The following is a 23,380-nucleotide window of genomic DNA, read 5'->3' as shown; positions in this document are numbered from 1 at the left end:
TTAGCCCCTGAAGCGCCGCTAAGAGTTGGCGTAATAAAACAAGGGCAGAGCAGGATTGTTTCGAAAATGGCGTCAAATTTTTTCCAAACCTGTCGGGCGGTTGCGGCGGCTTCTTCACTGATTCTGTTTGCTGCTGCTGCCCAGGCTGAGCCGACGCACGGGATATCTATGTATGGCTCCCCTGTTCTACCACCGGATTTTGTGTCGCTCCCCTATGCGAACCCTGATGCGCCCAAAGGCGGCGCAATCGTTTTGGGCAACACGGGCGGCTTTGACAGCCTTAACCCTTTCGTGCGCAAAGGCACCGCGCCCTGGCAGCTTGCTTTTTTCACACATGAGACGCTGATGGGCCGTTCATGGGATGAACCGTTCACACTTTACGGTCTTTTAGCCGAATCGGTCGAGGTGCCCGAGGACCGTTCGTGGGTGGAATTCACCCTAAGGCCCGAGGCGCAGTTTTCCGATGGCAGCCCCGTCACCGTCGACGACGTGATCTTTAGCTACGACATGCTCGGTTCTGAAGGGCACCCGCGCTATCACGGGCTGCGCACGCAAATCGACAGTATCACCCAGACCGGCCCTCGCACCCTGCGCATGACGTTCAACACCCAGAACCGCGAATTGGCGCTGTTGGCTGGCATGCGCCCGATCCTGAGCAAGGCCCAGTGGGAGGGCCGCGATTTTGCCAACGCAGCTTTGGCTGACATTCCTGTCGGATCTGGCCCTTATATTGTCAGTGCGTATCAGGCGGGGCGGCAGGTAACTTTGGCGCGCAATCCCGACTATTGGGGCAAGGATGTTCCGTTTCGGCGCGGCACCCATAACATTGACCAGATCAAGCTTGATTTTTACGGTGACGCCAATGTGCTGTTCGAGGCGTTCAAAGCCGGTGAAATCTCGGCCATTCGGGAATTCAACGCCGAAACCTGGGCAACACAATATGATTTCCCTGCGGTCGAACGGGGCGATATCGTAAAATCGACGTTCACCCACGAGAAACCATCCGGCATAACCGGTTTTGTCATGAACACACGCCGCGCGCCCTTTGACGATATCCGTGTGCGCGAGGCCATGATCGCCGCGTTCAACTTTGAGTATATCAACGAGACGCTGACCGGTGGCGCGCAGCCCCGGATCACGTCGTATTTTTCAAACTCGCCCTTGGCCATGTCAGATGGGCCTGCCGAGGGACGCGTGGCTGAGCTGCTGGCCCCGTTCAAAGACAGCCTGCCAGAGGGCGCGCTGGAGGGGTATGCCCTGCCCGTTTCGGACGGATCGGCGCGTAACAGGTCGGGCATTCGCACCGCAATGAAAGCCCTGCACGACGCCGGATACACGGCGCAGGACGGTACGATGCGGGATGCAAACGGCAAGGCGCTGCGCTTTCGTATTTTACTGTCGAAAGGCAGCACCGAAAATATGGCCATTGCCGAGCTGTATATTCAAGCGCTCAAACGCTTGGGTGTTGAGGCCACCGTCGAGGCGGTCGACGACGCGCAATTCGTGTCCCGCAATGCCGAGTTTGATTTTGACATGGCGATCTTTCGCCGCGCGCTGTCCCTGAGCCCCGGCAATGAACAGCGGTATTATTGGGGGTCCGAGGCCGCAGACCAGCCCGGCAGCCGCAACTTGATGGGTGTGAAATCGCCCGCCATTGATGCGATGATTGATACAATGGTCAATGCGACCACGACGCAAGATTTCATCGCCGCCACCCGCGCGTTGGATCGGGTGTTAACCGCCGGGCGCTATGTGGTGCCGTTCTGGCAATTCACCCAAGACCGCATCGCCCATATTGCCGAGATGAAATACCCTGACCACGTGCCGCTTTATGGGGACGGGCCCAACTACATGCCCGAAGTTTGGTGGATCGAGGCCGAGCAGTGAGCGCAGAATAACGTTTTCAGCGCCACAGGCAGAACGGCCCTTCGGGGAGAGTTTATTTGGCAAAATGAAGCTGGGGTAGCTTCAAGTCAGGGATGTAACCCAGAGAATTGTCGCGTCTTCGTCGCTGGTGGAGACGACATTATGGCCCATCGTGGCATCGTAATAGGCGCTGTCGCCGCGGCGCATTTCGACGGGTTCGTAAAATTCTGTGTAAAGTCGCACGACACCGGTGAGCACGTACAGGAACTCTTCGCCGTCATGGCGGACCCAACCGTCGAATTCTTCCATTTTGCGGGCGCGGATGCGGGCGCGATAGGGCAGCATCTGTTTTTTGCGCAGGGTATCGGCAAGCAACTCGTGCTCGTAGGTTGTTGTCGCCTTGCTGGTGCCATCGCCGGATTTGGTCACGGACATGCGCCCGTTGATCTGACCGGCCGAGGGCGGCGTAAACAGTTGCGGAACAGAAATCTCGAGCCCGACCGCGAGCTTTTTCAGCGCGTCATAGGTGGGCGACATCTGCCCGTTCTCGATCTTGCTGAGGGTTGAACGGGCCAGCCCCGCCTGATTGGCGGCCTGTTCCAGCGTCCAGTTGCGCGCTTTGCGAAGTTCGCGCACGCGCGCGCCCAGATCAACCGGAGGGGCGGTTTCGTTTTCACCACTTTCGCGGGCAATTTGGATCATGGATTTGGGCGCTTGATCTGTCATATACCGCGTATATCGTCCGGCCAAGCGGCTTGCAACGGGCGGGCACCCGCGCTAGCGATGGGCCATGTTGTCACTCTCCCCCTCCGATGGATATGCACCCTGCCCTACGCCATTTAACATGGCGGCACATGTGCTGGCCAAAGCCGACCAGCTTGGCGATAAAACGGCGCTGCGTATCATCGGCCCCGATGGTTCCGAGAGCTGGAGTTATCGCGCCCTTGAAAGCGCGGTACGCGGCACTGCGACGGGGCTTTTGGCGTTGGGGTTAATACCCGGTGATATCGTCTTGATGCGGTTGGGCAATACGGTGGAATTCCCGCTGGCTTATCTGGGGGCTTTGGCCGCTGGTTTAGTGCCTGTGCCCACCGCCGCTGCGCTGACAGAGCCCGAAGTGGCCGCGATTGTTGACACATTACGCCCCAAGGCGATCCTGCACGATCCGGCGGTGGCCTGCCCCAAGGACGCGGATGTCGTCGATGTAACTGCGTTGCGGGCGATGCGCGACCTGCCGCCCGCCGATTGGCACATGGGCGATCCGGAACGGTTGGGGTATATCATTTACACCTCGGGCACGTCGGGCAAGCCAAGCGCTGTCATGCATGCGCATCGCGCGATCTGGGCGCGGCAGATGATGTTTGAAGGATGGTATGACCTGCTTGAGTCCGACCGCGTGATGCATGCGGGTGCGTTCAACTGGACCTACACCTTGGGCACCGGCCTGATGGACCCGTGGACCATGGGGGCAACTGCGTTGATCCCTGCGGCGGGGACTGCTGCCGCTGATCTGCCGGACATGATGCGCCACGAGAATGCTAGCCTTTTTGCCGCAGCACCTGGGGTTTACCGGCAAATCCTGAAACACAATAGCACCATAGACATCCCCAGCCTGCGCCACGGCCTGAGCGCCGGAGAGAAACTGCCCGAAGCATTGCGCCGCGCGTGGCAATCGGCCAGCGGCATCCCGATATTCGAAGCTTACGGTATGTCGGAATGTTCGACATTTCTGTCAGGCTCCCCCGCGCAGCCGGCCCCCGATGGATCATTGGGCTACCCCCAACCCGGACGGCGCGTTGCACTGATCGGCCCCGATGGCCCCGTACCCTATGGCACCGAAGGCACGATTGCAGTCTATAAAACCGATCCGGGCCTGATGCTGGGGTATTTTGATGCGCCGGATCAAACCGCCGAAAAGTTTCAGGACGGCTGGTTTATGACTGGGGATCAAGGGGTTATGGGTTCGGATGGACAGATCACCTATCTGGGGCGCAACGACGATATGATGAACGCGGGCGGCTTTCGCGTGTCGCCCATCGAAGTGGAACAAAAACTGGCCCAGTACCCCGGCATAACAGCCATTGGCGCGACCGAGGTGACGGTACGTGCCGATGTGACCGTGATTGCGGCATTTTATACCGCCGATGCCCCGCTGGACGAAGCCGCACTGGCGCTTTATGCACAAGAAAACCTGGCGCGCTATAAGCAGCCGCGCCTTTATGTTCATCTGCCAGAGCTGCCCATGGGGGCAAACGGCAAATTGCTGCGCCGCGCCCTGCGCGCGGGCTATGAGGCGCAAAATGACTGAGACAATCAAGCTCGACATCATGTCAGATCCGATTTGCCCGTGGTGCTATATCGGCAAGGCCCATCTGGACCGCGCCCTGGCGTCGGAACCCGACCATCCGTTTCTGATCGAATGGCACCCGTTTCAACTGAACCCAGACATGCCCGCCGAAGGCATGGACCGCCGCGCCTATCTTGAAGGCAAATTCGGCGGCAAAGAGGGCGCGGTCAAAGCCTATGCGCCCGTGGTTGAACACGCGAAAAAGGCCGGTTTGACGATCAATTTTGAGGACATGAAACGCACGCCAAACACGCTGGATGCGCATCGGTTGATCCATTGGGCCGGTATCGAAGGGCGTCAAACCGCCGCCGTATCCGCTTTGTTCAAGGCGTATTTTGTCGATGCGCGCGACATTGGCGATGCCGAAGTCTTGGCTGATATCGCTGACGGGATTGAGATGGATGCATCGGTGGTGAGCCGTTTGCTGGCGTCGGATTCAGATGCCCAAGACATTCGCGACCGAGACGCGCATAGCCGCAACATGGGCATCAATTCTGTTCCGACATTTATTGTTGCTGGCAAACATGCCGTGCCCGGCGCGCAACCGCCCGAACTGTGGAAACAAGTGCTGGCCGATTTGCGGCAACACGATTGAGACGTATAATCCGCAGCTAACTGCGCAGAAACACTTTGCCTTTGTGGATCAGCACGCCTAGAATCACCGCTATAAACGGGGCAAAGACCCCAGTTCAAATAATGAGCGGGCAGCATGTTAGAACAATCAACACCACCCTTTCGGGTGCGTAGCCGGGCGCAGGCGGTGCCCTCTCTGGGCATTAAATCGAACCTGACTTCGCGCAGCGTGCTGACATATGGCTGCTTTGACGGTTTTCGAACGCACCACGCAAAACTGCTGGCGCAGCTGTCCGGCTTGGGCACCGAATTAATCGTGGGATGCGCCACTGACGCGTTTTGCGCCCAGATGGGCCAAATGCCGGCAATCCCCTTTGAAACACGGCGCGCGGTGGTGGAAAGCTGCCGTTATGTGACGCGGGTCATCGCGCTGGACAGTTGGGACCAACGCCGCACCGACATCGTGAACTACAACATTTCGGTGCTTGCCCTGCGCAGTGACGGCCTGACGCAGGTAGATGATTTGCACGATATTGTGCAGGTGGTGCATCTGCCCGGGCATCCTGCGCCGCGCTGGAATGAAGCGACCCTTAAGTCGGCCTGATTAATCACTGCATTGCACTGCCCCGAAGCGCACGCTAGACGTGAATTAACGGGCGCTTTTTGCCGCTCTACCCCCCTAGGAGCAGCGCCGATGCAATCCGACAGACCCGATTTCCCCATGGGCAACGCCGAATTTGTGGCGCTGATTGCGATGCTCTTTGCCACCATTGCGTTTTCCACCGATGCAATGCTGCCTGCCCTGCCCCAGATTGTCGCGGATTTGGCCCCTAGCACGCCCGAACGTGTGCCGCTGATCCTGACCGCCTTTATCTTTGGCCTTGGTCTTGGGACCTTCTTTACCGGTCCGCTGTCTGATGCATATGGCCGCAAGAACATCGTTTACTGGGGGGCTGCGCTGTATATTGCGGGAACCGTCCTGGCCTGGGCCAGCCAGTCGCTTGAGGTAATGTTGGCCGCGCGCGTCGTACAGGGATTGGGGGCTGCGGGGCCGCGGATCGTATCGCTGGCGATCATCCGTGATCTATATTCCGGGCGTCAAATGGCCAAGATCATGTCCTTTGCAATGATGGTTTTCGTGCTGGTGCCCGCCTTTGCCCCGGCAATGGGCGCAGTGATCATCAGCTTTTCCAGCTGGCGCGGCATATTCGTAAGTTTCATCATATTTTCAGCCATTTCAGCACTTTGGATGCGCGTACGCCTGCCCGAAACCTTGGCCGTTGAGGACCGCCGCCCCCTGCAGATCGGCCTGTTATGGAAAAGCGTGATCGAGATTTTCAGCAACCCCTTGGTACGGCTGTCAATCGCGGTGCAAACGCTGGCCATGTCGATCCTCTTTGCGACCTTGATGCTGGTGCAACCGATTTTCGATCAAGTCTATGACCGCGCCGACAGCTTTCCGTTTTGGTTCGGGGTCATTGCATTCATATCCGGCGGGTCCAGTTTGATTAACGCGCTGTTGGTGGTGCGTTTGGGCATGCAGCGGATCGTCACACTGACGCTTGGGGCGCAGATTATCCTGTCGGGTGCCATGCTGTTTGGGGGGTTGGGCGATCTGCCAGAACCGATCGGCTTTGGTTTTTACATAATCTGGCAGGTATCATTATTTTTCCAAGCCGGGTTGGTTTTGGGCAATCTAAGCGCCCTGGCGATGGAGCCGATGGGCCATATCGCGGGCATGGCCGCGTCGGTGATCGGCGCAGTATCCACCGTGCTGGCGGCACTGATTGCGTCGCCTATCGGCTTGATGTTCGAGGGCAAGGTTGATCTGTTGGTGACATCGGTACTGGCCCTTGCCGCGGTTGGGTTCGTGCTGATGCTGCGCATGGGCTACGTCGCCAAACGACACCCTGCGGTGCATGAAACATCAGCCTAGGTGCACGCGGCAAAACGCGCTGGTTTCGCCCTTCGGGCGAGGATTTTAGCCCATTTGGAATACGATCAGCGGCGGGTTTTCAAACGAAATGCCAGCGCCAATAGCACGGCTGCGATGCTGAACGGCAGCAACCACAGCAAGATAATATCACCCTTGAACAGCATGCTGGACGAGAATGTGCATGGTGGTGTCGTGCAAGGCACAGGAAGCCCCAGAATATAGACGGGTGGCACTGCAACGAGCAGCGCCACCGCGACATAGAGAACACCAAGTGTCAGTTTACGCGCGCGAGGGATCACGCTGCGCGCTGGCCGCCGGGTTTGCCGCCGCCACCGGGCTTGCGCCGACGCCGGGACGCGCCTGCGGGCTTGCCCTCGCCGCCGCCATTGCCGCCACCACCGTTACCACCGGGGCGACCGCCGCCCGGACGTCCACCGCGACCACGACCACGGCCGCCTTTTGGCTTGGCAGGTTCATCAATCGCTTCCCATGGGCGGCCAGAGGCCACAGGGATCGAGATTTTCATCGTCTTCTGGATGTCCTTCAATTCGCCCATTTCATCAGGGGCGCAAAAGGCAATCGCAGCGCCGTCTTTGCCAGCGCGGGCCGTACGGCCGATGCGGTGGACATAGTTGTCGGGCACGTTGGGCAATTCGTAGTTATAGACGTGTTTCACGTCAGGAATATCCAAACCGCGCGCGGCCACATCGGTGGCCACAAGCACGGTGATCTCGCCTTTTTTGAAGGATTCAATCGCGCGGTCGCGTTGGCCCTGGCTTTTGTTGCCGTGGATTGATGCCGCTTTGAAACCGGCCTTGACCAGATCCTTCATCAGCTTTTCACAGCCATGTTTGGTGCGGCCAAAGACCAAGGCGCGTTCTTCGGTATGCTTGCCCAGCAATTCGATCAGCAGGGCCTTTTTCTCGGCCTTGGCGATAAAGTGGACTTCTTGGGTCACTTTATCGGCGGCTTTGCCGGGAGGAGACACTTCGATGCGGATCGGGCTGATCAGATAGCTGTTGGCAATTTCATTCATCAGCTTGGGCATGGTGGCCGAGAACAGCATGGTCTGGCGTTCTTTGGGCAGCACCGACGCGATTTTGCGCAGGTCATGGATAAAGCCCATGTCGAGCATCTGGTCGGCCTCGTCCAGCACCAGAAACGTGGTTTTGTGCAGCAGCACGGCGCGGCGGTCCATCAGGTCAAGCAAGCGGCCCGGCGTGGCGACCAACAGGTCAACGCCGCGTTCCATGCGTTTGATCTGGGGATTGATCGACTGACCACCCACGACCATCATTGTTTTCAGCTGCGTACCTTCACAGAACCCTTTCAGGTTTTCCATGATCTGGTTGGCCAGTTCACGGGTCGGGGCCAGCACAAGGCCGCGCACGGTGCGCGGTTCGGGGCGGGCTTCCATTTCCAGCATTTGCGCAACCAATGGCACGCCAAATGCAGCCGTTTTACCGGTGCCGGTCTGGGCAAGGCCCATCACATCGCGGCCATTCATGGCATGGGGGATCGCTTGTTTTTGAATAGGTGTCGGGTCTGTCATGCCCATGTTGGTCAATGCTTTGACCAAACGGCGCGGCAGGCCCATCATTTCAAAATCGCTCATGTATATCGTCTTTCCTAGGGCCGCGGCAAAACGCCGGACCCGTCTAAATCACGCGGCACCCCACAAAAGGGGACAAACCGCGAGGGACGCAAAGCAGATCGCAGGGGACGGCCTAATGCCAACACCCTGTCTGTTGCGCTTGGCCCCACGCGTGATTTTGGGAACATCGGCGGCCTTATCTCTCAACACTGACATGGCCCGTCCGGGTCAAAGGCTGAACTGCTCACGCGGCAGAAGGCTTCGCTTGAGGGCTAGATGGGGCTTGTGACCGGCAAAGTCAACGCCCTGTCTGCACGTGTGGTCGATTACACCTACCAGCGCTTGAGTTTGCCAAATCGATCGCTTAGCAATTTGCAACTTATTAGAGAGGTTTCTAAAAATGTCTTTGCTTGGCCGACTGATTTATAAGACCCGTAAATTTTATGACGATGACTTTGACTGGAACACCTACACCGCCGATAGCTATGCGAGGCGCATCAAGACCGATGTGGAACCCAAGTTTGTAGCGAATGCGCAAGACGGCCAGCTTAGCTTTGATCCGGCGACAGGTGCCGTCACCGCGCAGAACGGCACCATACACCCAAACCCCCTGTTGATCTTTGAGACCATCGGTAAATTGCAGCCCAAATCGGTGCACGAAGTCGGATGCGGCGGAGGCGACCATGTGGCAAACGGCAGAAAGCTTTTTCCGGCGATCGGTTTTAGCGGTGGCGATCGCGGTCAAACCCAGCTTGATATGGCCGCGCAAAGGCACCCCGAACTTGCGTCCAGCCTTAGCCTGCAGGACATCACCATGCCGTTTTCGCACCATTGGCCACGCGCCGAGCTGGTGTATTCGCAAGCGGTCCTGATGCATATCCACACCGCCGTGAGCCATTTTGTGGCCTTGACCTCTATGGTTAACAGCGCGGATCGTTTTGTCCTGCTGGTCGAGAATATCCAATGCCACAACTTTGTGGCCGATATTAAGGCCCTGTACGAGGGCGGCCATTTCAACTGGCCCGAGATGAACATGTACCTTGTCGTGGGATCAACCGGCGCGCGCGGTATCTTGTTGTCGAAGGAAAAGCAGGACCTGCCGCTTTTGACATCGGATGCGCAGCTTCGCGAAGGGGCGAAATATTCGAAACGGCGGATCACCCGCGCAAACGAAGACAGCGCAAGGGCAACCTTTGGCCCCGCAAAGGCCCGATAGCCGGACGATCAGGGTATCGACAATCCTCAACCGCTCTGGGATGTCTGCCCGGTAACAACAAGGGCCTGATAAATGGACAATCTGCGCGGCGCTATCATCATGGTATTTTCGATGCTGGGCTTTGCCATCGAAGACATGTTCATAAAACTGATGGGCGATGAAATTCCGATCGGGCAGATACTGTTCCTTTTGGGCATGGGCGGTGCGACCTGTTTTGGCTTGGTGGTGCGGATCAAGGCGCAACCGCTGTTTGAACGGTCGATGCTCACGCGGCCTATTATGGTGCGGGCATTGGGCGAGATTATCGGCACCTTGGGGTTTGTCTCGGCAATCGTCCTGACCCCGATTTCCTCTGCCTCTGCCATTTTGCAGGCAACGCCGCTGGCCGTTACCTTGGGTGCGGCCCTGTTTCTGGGCGATCCCGTCGGGTGGCGCCGGTGGAGCGCGATCCTGGTCGGGCTGTTTGGTGTGATCTTGATCATCCGCCCCGGCATGGAGAGCTTTGAGGCATTGTCATTGCTGGCGGTCGTCGGTGTTTTGGGCCTGTCCATGCGTGATTTGGCAACCCGGCGCGTGCCCAAAGACACCTCAAGTTTTCAGTTGTCGTTTCTAGCGTTTCTGGCCCTGGTACCGACCGGGTTGCTTCATATGTTAGCGACAGGAACATTTTTCGTCCCCATGACGGTGGTGCAATGCGTTTACATGGCATCGGCGCTGACCATCGGCATGATTGCCTATTACGGCATCGTCGCGGCGATGCGGGTGGGCGAAATCAGCTTTGTCACACCGTTTCGGTATGCGCGTCTGCTGTTTGCCATCGCCGTCGGCATCATGGTCTTTGGCGAAAGACCTGATCTGCTGACCTATGTTGGCGCAACCATCATTGTGGCCTCGGGCATCTATACAGTATGGCGTGAACGCAAGGTCAAAGACCTCGCCTGACCACTTTTCATCCTGCCCGCCGCAAGGTAAACGCCTCGTAAATACCATCTCAAAAGGATCTGCCCTCATGAGCACCATCGTCGACATCTATGCCCGCGAAATTCTGGACAGCCGGGGCAACCCCACCGTCGAGGTTGATGTAACACTGGAAGACGGCACCATGGGCCGCGCAGCCGTGCCATCTGGTGCCTCGACCGGCGCATACGAGGCCGTCGAGCGACGCGATGGCGACAAATCACGCTATATGGGCAAAGGCGTCTTGCAAGCCTGCGAGGCCGTGAACGGCGAAATCGCGGATGCATTGGTTGGCATCGACGCGACCGAGCAGGTCGAAATCGACGGCACAATGATCGAACTGGACGGCACCGATAACAAGGAACGTCTGGGCGCAAACGCGATTTTGGGTGTGTCACTGGCCGCCGCCAAAGCTGCCGCAGATTTCTGTTCGCAGCCCCTGTACCGCTATGTCGGCGGCACGTCGGCGCGGATGTTGCCCGTCCCGATGATGAACATCATCAACGGTGGCGAACACGCGGACAACCCGATCGACATCCAAGAATTCATGATCATGCCTGTGGCCGCCGAAAACATCCGCGACGCTGTGCGCATGGGTTCCGAAGTGTTCCACACCTTGAAAAAAGAGCTGTCAGCCGCTGGCCTGTCCACCGGAATCGGCGACGAAGGTGGCTTTGCCCCGAACATCAGCTCCACCCGTGATGCGCTTGATTTCATTCTGAAATCCATTGAAAAAGCAGGCTACAAACCTGGCGAGGAAATTTACCTCGCGCTCGATTGTGCCGCGACCGAGTATTACAAAGACGGCAACTATGTCCTGTCCGGCGAGGGCAAAACCCTGTCGAGCGCCGAGAACGTCGACTATCTGGCCGCCCTTTGCGGCGACTATCCGATCATCTCGATCGAAGACGGCATGTCAGAGGATGACTGGGACGGCTGGAAGCTGCTGACCGACCGTTTGGGCGATAAAATCCAACTGGTGGGCGACGATCTTTTCGTGACCAACCCTGCCCGTCTGGCCGAAGGCATCAAGCGCGGATCGGCCAATTCGATGTTGGTCAAGGTCAACCAGATCGGCACCCTGTCGGAAACCCTGCAAGCTGTTGATATGGCGCACCGCGCGGGCTTTACCAACGTGATGTCCCACCGTTCCGGCGAGACCGAGGATGCGACGATTGCCGATCTTGCTGTGGCGACAAACTGTGGCCAGATCAAAACAGGGTCCTTGGCACGGTCTGACCGGTTGGCGAAATACAACCAGCTGATCCGCATCGAAGAGACGCTTGGCGTCACGGCGGAATATGCAGGTCGCTCGATCCTCAAGGGTTAAGCACCGACATTCTGTACTGATAAATTTAAAAGCGCGCTATTCCGGCGCGCTTTTTTCGTTCTGGGGCATACTGACCGTGCCGCCCCCGACTGCCGCCCGAACGCCCGTTGTGCTGTGACAAGACGTGGGCAACCCCCGTGCAACGCGCACCGCAAGATAGCCAAAAGCCTGCGCTTCCAACATGTCACCGTCCAGCCCGATATCTTCGATCGGGGCAACGGGGCAATCCAGACTTACCGCCAGCATCTCCATCAACACCGGGTTATGCCGCCCGCCGCCCGTGACCAGCACGCGGTCTGGCACACGCGGGCAATGGGCCATCGCCTCGGCCACGCCAGCGGCACACATGGCGGTCAGGGTCGCGGCGGCATCAGCGTCAGACAGTTCACCCACCAGCGCAACCATTTCTGCAAAATCATTACGGTCCAATGACTTGGGCGGCATACGTGCGAAATACGGTTCAGCCAAGAACAGCTCAAGCGCGCCGGTCTCGACCGTGCCTTTCGACGCAATCTTGCCGCCCTTGTCATAGGGCAGCCCCATCCGCGACTGCATCAGATCGTTGATCGGCGCATTCGCAGGGCCCGTATCAAACGCCAACAGCGCCCCGTCTGCCTCTGGCCGCGCGATGGCAGGGTCAACCCACGTCAGGTTCCCCACACCGCCCAAATTCAAGAACGCGACCGGCCCGGTCAGCCCCGCATAGCGTGCGCAAGCGTGGTGGAAAAACGGGGCCAAGGGCGCACCCTCGCCGCCCAGTTCCACATCGGCGCTGCGAAAATCCCAGACCACCGGCGTGGCCAGCGCATCCGCCAATGCGGCCCCATCGCCCACCTGCAATGTGCCTTGCACCCGCGGCGCATGGGCCAATGTCTGACCGTGAAACCCGATGACATCCACATCAGTGAAATCGCGCAAGACCTCTAGATGAGCGGCCTCGATGACATGCGTCGCCGCCTGAACCTCGGGGCCTGACCATTTGCCGAAACCGGCAGCAATCACCATGCGTTCAACGCCGGAATATTCGCGGTAACCTGATGCCCCAAAGCCCATGATATCGTGGCCATCCGTGTCGATCACGGCCACATCGACCCCGTCCAGCGACGTCCCGCTCATCGCACCAGCGGCCCGCAGCACGCCTGTTTTCGCGATCCGATTTCCATGGGCCTTATTCATGGCCTTTTCCTTTGTCTGCTCAGCACATATAGAGTGCACCACCACCCAAGCTGAGGGCAAGCGCCATGACATACCACCCCAAATCCGAATTTATCCGCATCATGATGGAGCGCGGCTTTCTTGCCGACTGCACGGATTATCAAGGCCTTGACGAGGCGCTGCTCAAGGGGGCGCAACCCGGCTATATCGGATTTGACGCGACTGCCAAGTCCCTGCATGTCGGATCGCTGATCCAGATCATGATGTTGCGCTGGCTGCAAAAGACCGGAGGTAAACCGATCACCCTGATGGGGGGCGGCACCACCAAGGTGGGCGACCCGTCGTTTCGCGCCGATGAACGCCCGCTGCTGACGCCTGCACAGATCGACGATAACATCGCCGGCATTAAAAAAGTGTTCAGCGCCTACCTGACCTATGGCGACGCGCCGTCAGATGCCATGATGATCAACAACGCCGAATGGCTGGACGGGTTGAACTACCTCGATTTCCTGCGCGACATCGGGCGGCATTTCTCGATCAACCGGATGCTGTCGTTCGAAAGCGTCAAGTCACGCCTTGACCGCGAACAGTCGCTATCTTTCCTCGAATTCAACTACATGATCCTGCAAGCCTATGATTTCATGGAGCTTCACCGCCGCTATGGCTGTATCCTGCAAATGGGCGGATCGGACCAATGGGGCAATATCGTGAACGGTATCGACCTGACGCGCCGGATAATTGACGGCGAAGTCTACGGTCTGACATCCCCGCTGCTGACCACATCTGACGGCAAGAAGATGGGCAAATCGCAATCCGGTGCGATCTGGTTGAACCCCGACATGCTGAGCCCTTACGAATTCTGGCAGTTCTGGCGCAACACCACCGATGCCGACGTGGGCCGTTTCCTCAAGCTTTATACCGAACTACCGGTTGAGGAATGCGACCGTCTGGGTGCCCTTGAAGGGGCCGAGATCAACGAAGCCAAGATCAGACTGGCAAACGAGGTCACAACCCTGCTGCACGGGCTTGATGCTGCCAAAGCGGCCGAAGCCACCGCACGCGAAGTGTTCGAAAAAGGCGGCGTGGGCGATGACCTGCCAACCCTGACGCTGACAGCCGCCGACATTGGCGATGGCATGTCGATCGTGCAGCTGATCGTGAAATCGGGCCTCGCCGGATCAGGCAAAGAGGCCAAGCGCCTGATCTCGGAAAACGGTGCGAGGATCAATGACGAGCCGCTGACCGATGCTGGCATGATGATTGATACGGCCGCTTTGGCGTCGCCGATCAAGCTGAGCGCAGGCAAAAAGCGCCACGCACTGGTCCAACTGGGCTAAGCAAAAAGGGGGGCGGTTTACCCTGCCCCCCTCACGTTAATTTTCCGCTTTTTCCTCAAGCGCCATCCATTCCGCCTCGGCGTCCTGCAGCTTCTCGTGGCGTTCAACCAACGCATCGGTGGCTTTCTGGAACTTCACCGGATTGTCGGTGTAAAGCGCCGGGTCACTCATCAGCTCTTCCAGCTTGGTAATCTCGGCCTCAAGGCGCGCGATCTCTGCGGGCAATGCCTCGAGCCGGTGCTTTTCGGTAAAGCTAAGACCCTTTTGCGCGGCAGCTTTCGGCTTTTCGCCCTTGGCACCCGGCTTGGCCTTGGCCACAACGCTTTGGTCGAAATCATCCTGCTGGCGCTGTGCAAGGTAATCGGTCCAACCGCCGGCATAAACCGTGGCCTTGCCGTCCCCTTCCATCGCGATGGTGGTCGCGGCAACACGGTCAAGGAAATCACGGTCGTGGCTGACCAGCAGCACAGTGCCATCATAGGTCGACAGCAATTCCTGCATCAAATCAAGGGTTTCGACGTCAAGATCGTTGGTCGGTTCATCGAGCACCAGCATGTTGCTGGACCGCGCCATGATCTTGGCCAGCAGCAACCGCGCCTTTTCCCCACCCGACAGCGACCGCACAGGCGCACGCGCTTGGGCTTCGTCAAACAGGAATTCTTTCAGATAACCGACTACGTGTTTGGGTTGGCCACGCACCAAAATCTGGTCAGCTTTGCCTGAAACACGCATTTCCGGATCGCCGGTCAGGCTGTCCCACAGCGACATGTCGCCATCCAACTGCGCACGCGCTTGGTCAAACAACGCAATCTCGAGGTTGGTGCCCAGTTTGATCGTCCCTGAATCGGGCTGTTCCTTGCCGATCAGCATGTTCAAAAGCGTGGTCTTGCCCACGCCGTTCGGCCCTACAAGCGCGATCCGGTCGCCACGCTGGATGGTAATATCAAAGGGGCGCAGAATCGTTTTATCGCCAAAGGCTTTGGTGATGCCCACGGCCTCGACCACCTTGCGGCCCGACTTCGGCCCAGCCTCAAGCGCCATGGCGGCGGTGCCCTGCCGGTTGATCTGGCTGGCGCGTTCGGCGCGCAGGTCTTGCAAGGCACGCACGCGGCCCTGGTTACGCTTGCGCCGCGCTGAAATGCCCTCGACAGCCCACCGTGCCTCCGCCTTGATCTTGCGGTTCAGCTTGTGGCGCTGCATGTCCTCTTCTTCCCACATCTGGTCGCGCCATGCCTCAAACCCGCCAAAGCCGATTTCCTGCCGGCGCGTCACACCGCGGTCGATCCACAGGGTCGCTCGGGTCAGTTCCCGCAAGAATGCCCTATCGTGAGAAATAATAACAAAAGCGGCGCGCGTGTTTTTCAGCTCGTCTTCCAACCAGCGGATTGCCTCGATGTCCAAGTGGTTGGTCGGTTCATCCAACAACATCAATTCAGGTTCGGATGCCATCAACCGCGCCAAAGCCGCGCGGCGGCGCTCACCGCCAGACGCCGTGCTGACAGGGCGTGCCGGGTCGAACTTCAGCCCCTCGCCCGCGCGTTCAACCTTGTACATCTCGGACGGATCAAGCCCATGGGACGCGAAATCGCCCAAGGTCTCGAAACCGGTCAAATCCGGATCCTGCTCCATGTATCCAACCGAAACGCCGGGGCCGACGATCACGTCGCCGCTGTCGGGTTCAACGATACCAGCCATGACTTTCATCAACGTCGACTTACCCGAGCCATTTCGCCCGACCAAAGCCAACCGATCGCCCGGTTGAACAACCAAGGACATATCTTCGAATACGGGATCGCCGCCGAAAGTCAGCGTAATCTCGTTCACTTGTAAAAGGGGTGCGCGTGCCATGGCTGCCAGCTATATCTGCGCCGCGTCGGGGTCAATGACCCTCGTTCCAAATGGCTTTAAATCCTCGCCGAAGGCATAGAATCTTTTCAAACCAACCCGCGCAGCAAGCGCTTGCGATTATCGGGGATCGCGTCGATCTCAAGGCCGGTGAACACATGCAGCGTATTCATGTGCCGGTCCACGACCGCGTGGTCGCTGACCCAGCCCCCCATCAACAGATAGGTGCGCAGCAGTGGCGGCATGTGTTGTAGGGCATCCTTGCGGCCCAATCCATCGCTCGCGAGGTCGGCGAATCGCACCACTTCATCCGCGGCCTCGGTCGGGTGCCACGCACGCGGGGCAAGGTGATCCTGCGCCAACAACGCAAAAGTGCCTAGAAATGCACGGGGATCGGTCCCCTTGAAGGACGTGCAGCCAAACAGCAACCTGATGCCTTGAGAATCGACAAACCGCGTCAGTTCAGCCCAAGCGATGCGCACAATGTCGGGGTCAGCGGCATCGGGGTGCACACAAAAGCGCCCCAGCTCCATCATCTTGCCCTCGAACCCGGCTAACCGCGCCAGCCCGTAATACTGCGCTGCATAGCTGTCCATGATCCCCGGCCCCTCAAAGACGCCGATCCGAAAGCAGCATACAAGACGCCCGCCCCCGCGTTCGCGCACCAGAACATGGCGTTGATGCGTATCAAAGGCGTCACAATCAAACGGGGTTTTCAGCCCAAAGGCCAACGCCCTAAGCGCCTGTGCTGATTGGATATCTTGAGGCGTTTCAGCCGTAAACACATCATATCGGCCGTTGCTCATGGCGATCATGTCCTCACATGCATCCCCGCAAGGCCTGATGCCCTAGCCGGCAAGACTGGCAGGATTGAACCGGCCGATATTGCCCAAAAGCTGACGAATAAAGGCTTTGTCGCTGACCGACGAACTGGTCACGCGGCGATCCAGTGCAATGACGTTACCATCCTCAAGTCCGAACCGCTCTACATTCTGCACGGTGCCATTGGCGGCAAAGCTGATGGCGACCACTTCACGTTCGATCTCTTTGGGCGCTAGAAATCCCACCGATCTGCGACGCGACCGTACATAGTACAACGAAGAATCCACGATTCCCGACGCCGCAGGCATGCCCGCCATCGCCGTCACAGTATCGCGCGTGTCCTGACCAATGGTGATTTGGTCCAAGTCTTCTTGCAGCGGAATATACCCGTGGTTTTTATATTGCGGCGTACAAGCCCCAAGCATAAGACCCGCGCTCACGAGGGCGGCAGACATAAGTGTCTTTGTGACATGGCGATTGATACGCATTCTTGGTGCCCTCTTGCCCTTGGGGATCATGGCTTTTATCTCGCATACACCAAGCATGCCCTATGGTTCAAGAAACGAAAGCAATACATCATGTCTCGCACGCCCCCCACATCTACTGCATTGCGCGTTGCAGATCTGCCCCAAAACGCTGACACCCCTTTTTCCTTGCGCCCTGACGCCGACACCATGCGGCAGATTGCCGATGAACTGGGGCTGACCACGCTGCGTAAATTATCTTTTGAGGGAAAATTAACCGCCACTGGTAAATCGGATTGGCGGCTGGATGCCCGTCTTGGGGCCACTGTGGTGCAGCCTTGTGTCGTTACCCTTGAACCTGTGACGACTCGCATTGACGCAAACATCACGCGGTTTTTCATCAAAGACTATCAAGAGCCGGAAGAACCCGAAGCCGAAATGCCCGACGACGACCGGTCAGAACCCCTGACATCTTGGGTCGACCCCGCTGCCGTGATGATCGAGGCTTTGGCCCTTGAGGTGCCCGAATACCCGCGTGCAGACGGTGCAGAGCTGGGACAGGCCGTCTATGCCGAGCCGGGCGTCGCGCCCATGACAGACGAAGACGCGCGCCCGTTCGCCGGGCTGGCGCAGTTGCGCGAAAAACTGGAAGACCCGAAAGAGTAGATAGATAGGGAAATAGGTGCAAAACGGGGTTGCATCGGCAAGGTTTCGCAGTATTTTGCGCCATTCACCCCAATTAAGGTTGGACATCGGATAGGCTTCGGCCTAAACGCACGTCACGCCCAAACCGGGAGTTGATCTGAAACACGGTCGTCTTTGGCATTTTGCCGATGAACGACCCCGAAGGCAAAGGCACCAGACATGGCTGTCCAACAGAATAAAGTTTCCAAATCGCGTCGCAACAACCGTCGCGCGCACGACTCGCTAAGCGCAGCGAACCCAAACGAATGCAACAACTGTGGTGAACTGAAACGTCCACACCACATTTGTGCAGCTTGCGGTCACTACGATGACAACGAAGTCATCGCTCAGAACGACGAGATCGACCTAGACGAAGACGCGGCGTAAGCTGTCATCGTTTACCGCAGTTTATAAAAGGCTTCGCACCAGATGACGGTTTCGTCCGATCAGCCTACAGCGAACGCTCAGCGCACCCTTATTTCAGTTGATGCAATGGGGGGCGATCAGGGCCCGGCAATCGTTGTTGCCGGGTGTTCTGAGTCTGCGGCGAAGAATCCCGATATCAGTTTTGTGCTGCACGGGCCTGCAGAAACGCTGGAACCCTTGGTCGCCAAGCGCCCCGAATTGGCGGGCCGCTGCGTTGTACGCAATGCCACTGGCGTTGTGTCCATGGGCGACAAGCCCAGCAATGTGCTGCGCAATGGCAAGGACACGTCGATGTGGTCTGCCATCGAATCTGTGCGCACCGGCGAAGCATCGGTTGCTGTCAGCTGCGGCAATACCGGCGCGTTGATGGCCATTTCGATGATCCGTCTTAAAAAATTGCCCGGCGTGAACCGCCCTGCGATTGCTGTGCTGTATCCATCGACCGGCCCGCAGGGGTTTAACGTCATGCTGGATGTCGGCGCTGATATACGTGCCGACGCCGATGATCTCCTGCGCTTTGCATTGATGGGCAAATCATACGCCCGAAACGGTATGGATATCGAACGCCCCCGCATTGGGCTTTTGAATGTCGGAACCGAAGAACACAAAGGCCGCACCGAGCTGAAAGAAGCTTACGAGCTGATTCGTGACGCTGCGGATGAAGCCGAGTTCGATTTTGTCGGTTTCGTCGAAGGCGGCGATATATCCGGTGATGTGGCTGACGTTATCGTCACCGACGGTTTCACCGGAAATATCGCCATCAAGACCGGCGAAGGCACCGCCACGTTGATCGGCAACGGTCTGCGCGAAGCCTTTCAACATTCGATCTGGTCCCGCATTTCAGCGCTGCTTGCCTATGGATCGCTGAGCCGGGTCAGAAAACGGTTCGACCCGCGCCGTGTGAACGGTGGCGTGTTTCTCGGGCTGAATGGCACCGTCGTAAAATCTCATGGCGCTGCTGATGCCACCGGCGTATCGTCGGCCATCAAACTGGCCGCGCGTCTGGCGGAAAGTGAATTTACCAACCGGCTTGCGGCACGGGTTGCCGCCGCGCCGCCGGTGAAAGAGATCGAAGAATGACCATCCGAGCTGTTGTTACTGGTGCTGGGCACTATCTGCCCAAACGCGTCGTCGAAAACGTTGAATTCGAAGGCAAAATTGACACCGATGACGAATGGATCAGGTCCCGCTCGGGCATCGAGCGCCGCCATTTTGTCGGCGAAGGTGAAACCACCTCGACGATGGCAACCGCCGCAGCGCGTATCGCCCTTGAAGAGGCCGGAAGAACCCCCGCAGATGTTGACGCGATCATTCTTGCGACATCGACTGCCGATCTGACATTCCCCTCGGCTGCGACCATGGTGCAGGCCGAACTTGGCATGGAAAACGGTTTTGCCTTTGATGTGCAGGCCGTCTGCGCCGGGTTTATCTATGCCCTCGCTAACGCCAATGCGCTGATTCTGTCAGGCCAGGCCAAACGCGTTCTGGTCATCGGATCCGAGACATTTTCAAAGATCATGGACTGGACCGACCGCAGCACCAGCGTTTTGTTCGGCGATGGCGCAGGTGCGCTGCTGCTTGAGGCCCAAGAAGGCACAGGCACCCCTGCCGATCGCGGCATCTTGTCGACGGATCTAAATTCCGACGGCCGTTATCGTGACCTGCTTTATGTCGATGGCGGCATCAGCACTGGCACAACCGGCTACCTCAGGATGCAGGGAAATCAAGTATTTCGCCACGCGGTGGAAAAACTTGCCGCTACGGCAACAACCGCCATGGAACGCGCCGGCGTGACGTCGGATGACGTTGATTGGGTCGTGCCGCATCAGGCAAATATCCGTATTATTCAAGGCACTGCAAAGAAATTGAACCTGTCGATGGATCAGGTTGTCGTCACCGTTCAGGACCACGGCAACACCTCGGCGGCGTCCATTCCGCTGGCATTATCCGTCGGCAAACAGCGCGGACAAATCAAGCAAGGCGACCTGATTGTGACCGAAGCAATCGGCGGCGGGCTGGCATGGGGCGCGGTCGTTCTGCGCTGGTAAGCTTGCTTTTCGCCGCGCAAACAGGGCCTTACGACCCATAGTTGTTGACAGGTGAAAACATCCCTGCCTATGCTTAAAAAAATACAAGGGATATAGAATGGCCGACAAAACGTTGACCCGCATGGATTTGAGCGAAGCTGTCTTTCGCGAAGTGGGATTATCCCGCAATGAAAGCGCCCAACTCGTAGAGGCCGTTCTTGAGCATATGTCTGACGCCCTGGTGCAGGGTGAGCAGGTTAAAATCTCCTCCTTCGGGACATTTTCCGTGCGTGATAAATCTGCACGGGTCGGTCGCAACCCAAAAACAGGCGAGGAAGTTCCGATTAACCCGCGCCGTGTTCTGACATTCCGCCCGTCCCATTTGATGAAGGACCGGGTCGCCGACGGGAACAAGCGTTAATCTGATGTCCAAGTCTCCGGACGCATTCCGTACAATCTCAGAAGTCGCCGATTGGCTGGGTATCCAAGCCCATGTCTTGCGCTTTTGGGAAAGCAAATTCACCCAGATCAAGCCCATCAAACGGGCCGGTGGTCGGCGGTATTACCGCCCCGCTGATATGCTGCTGTTGGGCGGCATAAAACGCATGCTCCACGAGGATGGCCTGACGATAAAAGGCGTCCAGAAAGTGTTGCGCGAAGAGGGCATGAACTATGTTGCGGCCCTATCTGCGCCCCTCGACGAGCTAGGCCACTCCGACGAGACCGAAGATGCGAGTGATACCGTAGACATGGCCACGCTGGCCGTTGAACCCGTCAAACCAGAAAGCGTCGTGCTCCCCTTCGAGAGCGCGCGCCCGACCGAGACGGCCCCTGAAGCAGCGCCGCAGGAAACGCCGCCCGAGAAAAATGCACCCCCTCAGGACGCAGCCCCAGTGACGGAACCAGAGCCACCCGCGACCGATACGCCGCCAGTTTCCGAACCGGTGAGCGCGTCGGAAACGTCAGAGAGTGAAGTCAAAAACACCGAGCAACCCGTTGAAAAAGACCCCCTAAATACGGGTTCGGCTACGGAAACAAAGATGGATGCGGCCTCCGACATCGCTCCGCAGGCCCCTGCAGATGTATCGCCCGCTCCCGCAGCAGTCACGCCCGAACCTGCGCAAGCCGCTGCGACGTCCAGCCCAACTGCGGAAACCAAACCAGCAGAAGAGACACCTGCCAGCGTAGAGCAAAGCACCCTGCCCGAGCAAAGCGAACCAGACGTGCCGTCCTCAGCCACGCCAGCGCCAAGCGCGCCCAAGCCACGCATTGTCGACGTCGTCATCCCTTCGGAAACCGACATAACTGCCGTCGCAGGTACGCTGTCGTCGATCCTCAACATCCGAAAAGTCAGCCCCGCCGCCGCCGCAAACATCGCGCCGGTATTGTCTCGGCTTACCGCACTCCGCGATTCCATGGCTTCTGGGGTCTCAGACCACAGTCCATCAACAAAAGACTGAAACGCCATGCGCTTTGCGGCAATTCCCCCTTGCGCACCCGCAATTATCAGGTATTTACCGCCACATGTCGGGCTATGGCGCAGCCTGGTAGCGCGTCCGTCTGGGGGACGGAAGGTCGCAGGTTCGAGTCCTGCTAGCCCGACCAACCGACATAAAACAAACGCCCGCGCCTGTAACGGTGCGGGTGTTTGCATTTGAAAGGTTCTGTTATGGGCGGTGTTATCCCAAACCAGCAAATCAGCGACATGATCAACGCGGGCCAGATCACAGGCGACCTGCCCGTTGATCCCGCCCAAATCCAACCCGCCAGCCTTGATCTGCGCCTTGGTACCGTCGCCTACCGCGTCCGGGCCTCGTTTCTTGCTGGCCACGGGGCCAAAGTTGCAGACCGCCTAACCGAATTCGAAATGCACCGCGTTGACCTTACAAACGGGGCCGTGCTGGAAAAGGGCTGCGTTTATGTTGTCCCTCTGATGGAAGGGCTCGCCCTGCCCGATGATGTATCCGCCGTTGCCAACGCCAAAAGCTCGACCGGGCGGCTCGACCTGCTGACCCGCACGATCACCGATGGCGGCACCGAATTTGACCGCGTCAGCCCCGGCTATACAGGGCCACTTTATGCCGAAATCTGCCCGCGCTCTTTCTCGGTGCTGGTGCGCCCCGGCATGCGCCTGAACCAAATCCGCTTTTCAACCGGCGATGCCACGTTGAACGACGACGCCCTACGCGCCCTGCATGCGACGACACCGCTGGTCGATGGCGATCCGGTTATCGACGATGGCTTGGGCTTCTCCGTCGATCTGCGCCTGCCCGGCACGACCTTGGTCGGTTACCGCGCCAAACCGCATACAGGCGTGATCGATCTGGATAAAATCGGCCACTATGCCCCCGCCGACTACTGGGAAGAAGTACACAGCGACAACGGCCAGATCATTCTTGATCCCGGCGCGTTCTACATCCTCGTGAGCCGCGAAGCCGTGACAATCCCACCGGAGTACGCCGCAGAAATGGCCCCATACCTTGCCATGGTCGGTGAATTTCGCGTGCATTATGCGGGCTTCTTTGACCCCGGTTTCGGGCACGACAAATCTGGCGGTGCCGGATCTCGCGGCGTCCTCGAAGTGCGCTGCCACGAAGCACCTTTTGTGCTGGAACATGGTCAGGTCGTGGGCCGGCTGGTCTATGAAAAGATGGCGCATGTCCCAACCCAGCTTTATGGGGCCGGCATTGCCTCAAACTACCAGGGCCAAGGCCTCAAACTCAGCAAACATTTTGCTGCCCCCGGCTAAGCCGCTTCTCTGGCTTAAAAATATCCCGGGGGACGCCCCTTTTGGGGCGGGG

The 23,380-nt window shown here is 58.3% G+C and carries 23 protein-coding genes and 1 tRNA gene; 17 read left to right on the top strand and 7 right to left on the bottom strand.

The window, feature by feature from the left end:
• Window positions 1-168 precede the first annotated feature (168 nt).
• A complete protein-coding gene (locus KZZ06_RS02085) occupies window positions 169-1,887 on the top strand; it encodes an extracellular solute-binding protein (RefSeq protein WP_219578361.1) in 1,719 nt (572 codons plus the stop codon).
• A gap of 81 nt (window positions 1,888-1,968) precedes the next feature.
• Here KZZ06_RS02085 and KZZ06_RS02080 read toward each other — a convergent pair whose 3' ends face one another.
• Entirely contained in the window at window positions 1,969-2,592 is a 624-nt protein-coding gene (locus KZZ06_RS02080; RefSeq protein WP_219578360.1) for a helix-turn-helix domain-containing protein, read from the bottom strand.
• A gap of 64 nt (window positions 2,593-2,656) precedes the next feature.
• On the opposite strand from KZZ06_RS02080, the gene KZZ06_RS02075 reads away from it, so the two are divergent.
• The 4 genes from KZZ06_RS02075 to KZZ06_RS02060 all read left to right on the top strand — a co-directional run bounded on the left by KZZ06_RS02075 (window position 2,657) and on the right by KZZ06_RS02060 (window position 6,722).
• Complete coding sequence (locus KZZ06_RS02075) at window positions 2,657-4,174, top strand: class I adenylate-forming enzyme family protein (protein ID WP_219578359.1); 1,518 nt, start codon at window positions 2,657-2,659, stop codon at window positions 4,172-4,174.
• Window positions 4,167-4,808 carry a DsbA family protein gene (locus KZZ06_RS02070; RefSeq protein ID WP_219578358.1) on the top strand — a complete coding sequence of 214 codons (642 nt, stop codon included), beginning with the start codon at window positions 4,167-4,169 and terminating at the stop codon, window positions 4,806-4,808. The genes KZZ06_RS02075 and KZZ06_RS02070 overlap by 8 nt, the downstream gene beginning before the upstream one ends.
• 114 nt (window positions 4,809-4,922) lie before the next feature.
• Entirely contained in the window at window positions 4,923-5,390 is a 468-nt protein-coding gene (locus tag KZZ06_RS02065; RefSeq protein ID WP_219578357.1) for an adenylyltransferase/cytidyltransferase family protein, read from the top strand.
• Between the two features lie 90 nt (window positions 5,391-5,480).
• Entirely contained in the window at window positions 5,481-6,722 is a 1,242-nt protein-coding gene (locus KZZ06_RS02060; RefSeq protein WP_219578356.1) for an MFS transporter, read from the top strand.
• Window positions 6,723-6,787: 65 nt separating this feature from the next.
• On the opposite strand, the gene KZZ06_RS02055 is transcribed toward KZZ06_RS02060, so the two are convergent.
• Window positions 6,788-7,021, bottom strand: a complete 234-nt coding sequence (locus KZZ06_RS02055) for a hypothetical protein (protein ID WP_219578355.1) — start codon at window positions 7,019-7,021, stop codon at window positions 6,788-6,790.
• Complete coding sequence (locus tag KZZ06_RS02050) at window positions 7,018-8,337, bottom strand: DEAD/DEAH box helicase (protein ID WP_219578354.1); 1,320 nt, start codon at window positions 8,335-8,337, stop codon at window positions 7,018-7,020. The genes KZZ06_RS02055 and KZZ06_RS02050 overlap by 4 nt, the downstream gene beginning before the upstream one ends.
• Before the next feature lie 379 nt (window positions 8,338-8,716).
• On the opposite strand from KZZ06_RS02050, the gene KZZ06_RS02045 reads away from it, so the two are divergent.
• The 3 genes from KZZ06_RS02045 to eno all read left to right on the top strand — a co-directional run bounded on the left by KZZ06_RS02045 (window position 8,717) and on the right by eno (window position 11,819).
• The gene (locus KZZ06_RS02045) at window positions 8,717-9,532 is read left to right on the top strand and encodes a hypothetical protein (RefSeq protein ID WP_219578353.1); all 816 of its coding nucleotides are present in this window, start codon (window positions 8,717-8,719) and stop codon (window positions 9,530-9,532) included.
• Window positions 9,533-9,604: 72 nt separating this feature from the next.
• Window positions 9,605-10,474 (top strand): DMT family transporter, encoded by an 870-nt coding sequence (locus KZZ06_RS02040; RefSeq protein WP_219578352.1) that lies wholly within the window; start codon window positions 9,605-9,607, stop codon window positions 10,472-10,474.
• A gap of 67 nt (window positions 10,475-10,541) precedes the next feature.
• Window positions 10,542-11,819, top strand: coding sequence for a phosphopyruvate hydratase (gene eno, locus KZZ06_RS02035; protein ID WP_219578351.1), 1,278 nt, complete (start codon window positions 10,542-10,544; stop codon window positions 11,817-11,819).
• 36 nt (window positions 11,820-11,855) lie between these two features.
• Here the strand turns inward: eno and KZZ06_RS02030 are convergent, their stop codons facing one another.
• Window positions 11,856-12,995 (bottom strand): anhydro-N-acetylmuramic acid kinase, encoded by a 1,140-nt coding sequence (locus KZZ06_RS02030; protein WP_219578350.1) that lies wholly within the window; start codon window positions 12,993-12,995, stop codon window positions 11,856-11,858.
• 65 nt (window positions 12,996-13,060) lie between these two features.
• Between KZZ06_RS02030 and tyrS the strand changes: the two genes are divergently transcribed.
• Window positions 13,061-14,311: a tyrosine--tRNA ligase gene (gene tyrS / locus KZZ06_RS02025; protein ID WP_219578349.1), complete on the top strand. Its 1,251-nt coding sequence runs from the start codon at window positions 13,061-13,063 to the stop codon at window positions 14,309-14,311.
• A 36-nt stretch (window positions 14,312-14,347) separates the two neighbouring features.
• Here tyrS and KZZ06_RS02020 read toward each other — a convergent pair whose 3' ends face one another.
• The 3 genes from KZZ06_RS02020 to bamE all read right to left on the bottom strand — a co-directional run bounded on the left by KZZ06_RS02020 (window position 14,348) and on the right by bamE (window position 17,466).
• Window positions 14,348-16,159, bottom strand: a complete 1,812-nt coding sequence (locus KZZ06_RS02020; RefSeq protein WP_219578348.1) for an ABC-F family ATP-binding cassette domain-containing protein — start codon at window positions 16,157-16,159, stop codon at window positions 14,348-14,350.
• Window positions 16,160-16,245: 86 nt separating this feature from the next.
• Window positions 16,246-16,962 carry a GNAT family N-acetyltransferase gene (locus KZZ06_RS02015; RefSeq protein WP_219578347.1) on the bottom strand — a complete coding sequence of 239 codons (717 nt, stop codon included), beginning with the start codon at window positions 16,960-16,962 and terminating at the stop codon, window positions 16,246-16,248.
• A gap of 42 nt (window positions 16,963-17,004) precedes the next feature.
• Window positions 17,005-17,466, bottom strand: coding sequence for an outer membrane protein assembly factor BamE (gene bamE / locus KZZ06_RS02010; RefSeq protein WP_219578346.1), 462 nt, complete (start codon window positions 17,464-17,466; stop codon window positions 17,005-17,007).
• Window positions 17,467-17,556: 90 nt separating this feature from the next.
• On the opposite strand from bamE, the gene KZZ06_RS02005 reads away from it, so the two are divergent.
• The 8 genes from KZZ06_RS02005 (at window position 17,557) to KZZ06_RS01970 (ending at window position 23,328) form a co-directional block, all read left to right on the top strand.
• Complete coding sequence (locus KZZ06_RS02005) at window positions 17,557-18,108, top strand: DUF177 domain-containing protein (RefSeq protein ID WP_219578345.1); 552 nt, start codon at window positions 17,557-17,559, stop codon at window positions 18,106-18,108.
• 198 nt (window positions 18,109-18,306) lie between these two features.
• Complete coding sequence (gene rpmF / locus KZZ06_RS02000; RefSeq protein ID WP_219578344.1) at window positions 18,307-18,513, top strand: 50S ribosomal protein L32; 207 nt, start codon at window positions 18,307-18,309, stop codon at window positions 18,511-18,513.
• Window positions 18,514-18,555: 42 nt separating this feature from the next.
• Window positions 18,556-19,632: a phosphate acyltransferase PlsX gene (gene plsX / locus KZZ06_RS01995; protein ID WP_219578343.1), complete on the top strand. Its 1,077-nt coding sequence runs from the start codon at window positions 18,556-18,558 to the stop codon at window positions 19,630-19,632.
• Window positions 19,629-20,600, top strand: a complete 972-nt coding sequence (locus KZZ06_RS01990; protein WP_219578342.1) for a beta-ketoacyl-ACP synthase III — start codon at window positions 19,629-19,631, stop codon at window positions 20,598-20,600. The genes plsX and KZZ06_RS01990 overlap by 4 nt, the downstream gene beginning before the upstream one ends.
• A 97-nt stretch (window positions 20,601-20,697) precedes the next feature.
• A complete protein-coding gene (ihfA, locus tag KZZ06_RS01985) occupies window positions 20,698-21,000 on the top strand; it encodes an integration host factor subunit alpha (RefSeq protein ID WP_219578341.1) in 303 nt (100 codons plus the stop codon).
• A gap of 4 nt (window positions 21,001-21,004) precedes the next feature.
• Window positions 21,005-22,039, top strand: a complete 1,035-nt coding sequence (locus tag KZZ06_RS22420; RefSeq protein WP_257884156.1) for a MerR family transcriptional regulator — start codon at window positions 21,005-21,007, stop codon at window positions 22,037-22,039.
• Window positions 22,040-22,107: 68 nt separating this feature from the next.
• A tRNA-Pro gene (locus KZZ06_RS01975) sits at window positions 22,108-22,184 on the top strand.
• A 64-nt stretch (window positions 22,185-22,248) separates the two neighbouring features.
• On the top strand, window positions 22,249-23,328 hold the full coding sequence (locus KZZ06_RS01970; protein WP_219578340.1) for a 2'-deoxycytidine 5'-triphosphate deaminase: 1,080 nt from the start codon (window positions 22,249-22,251) through the stop codon (window positions 23,326-23,328).
• Window positions 23,329-23,380 lie beyond the last annotated feature (52 nt).

Source organism: Sulfitobacter sp. CW3, assembly GCF_019392245.1.
In the GTDB taxonomy this organism is placed as follows: domain Bacteria; phylum Pseudomonadota; class Alphaproteobacteria; order Rhodobacterales; family Rhodobacteraceae; genus Sulfitobacter.
The sequence above is the reverse complement of the archived record's forward strand: the minus strand, read 5'-3'. Positions and strand labels throughout refer to the sequence as shown.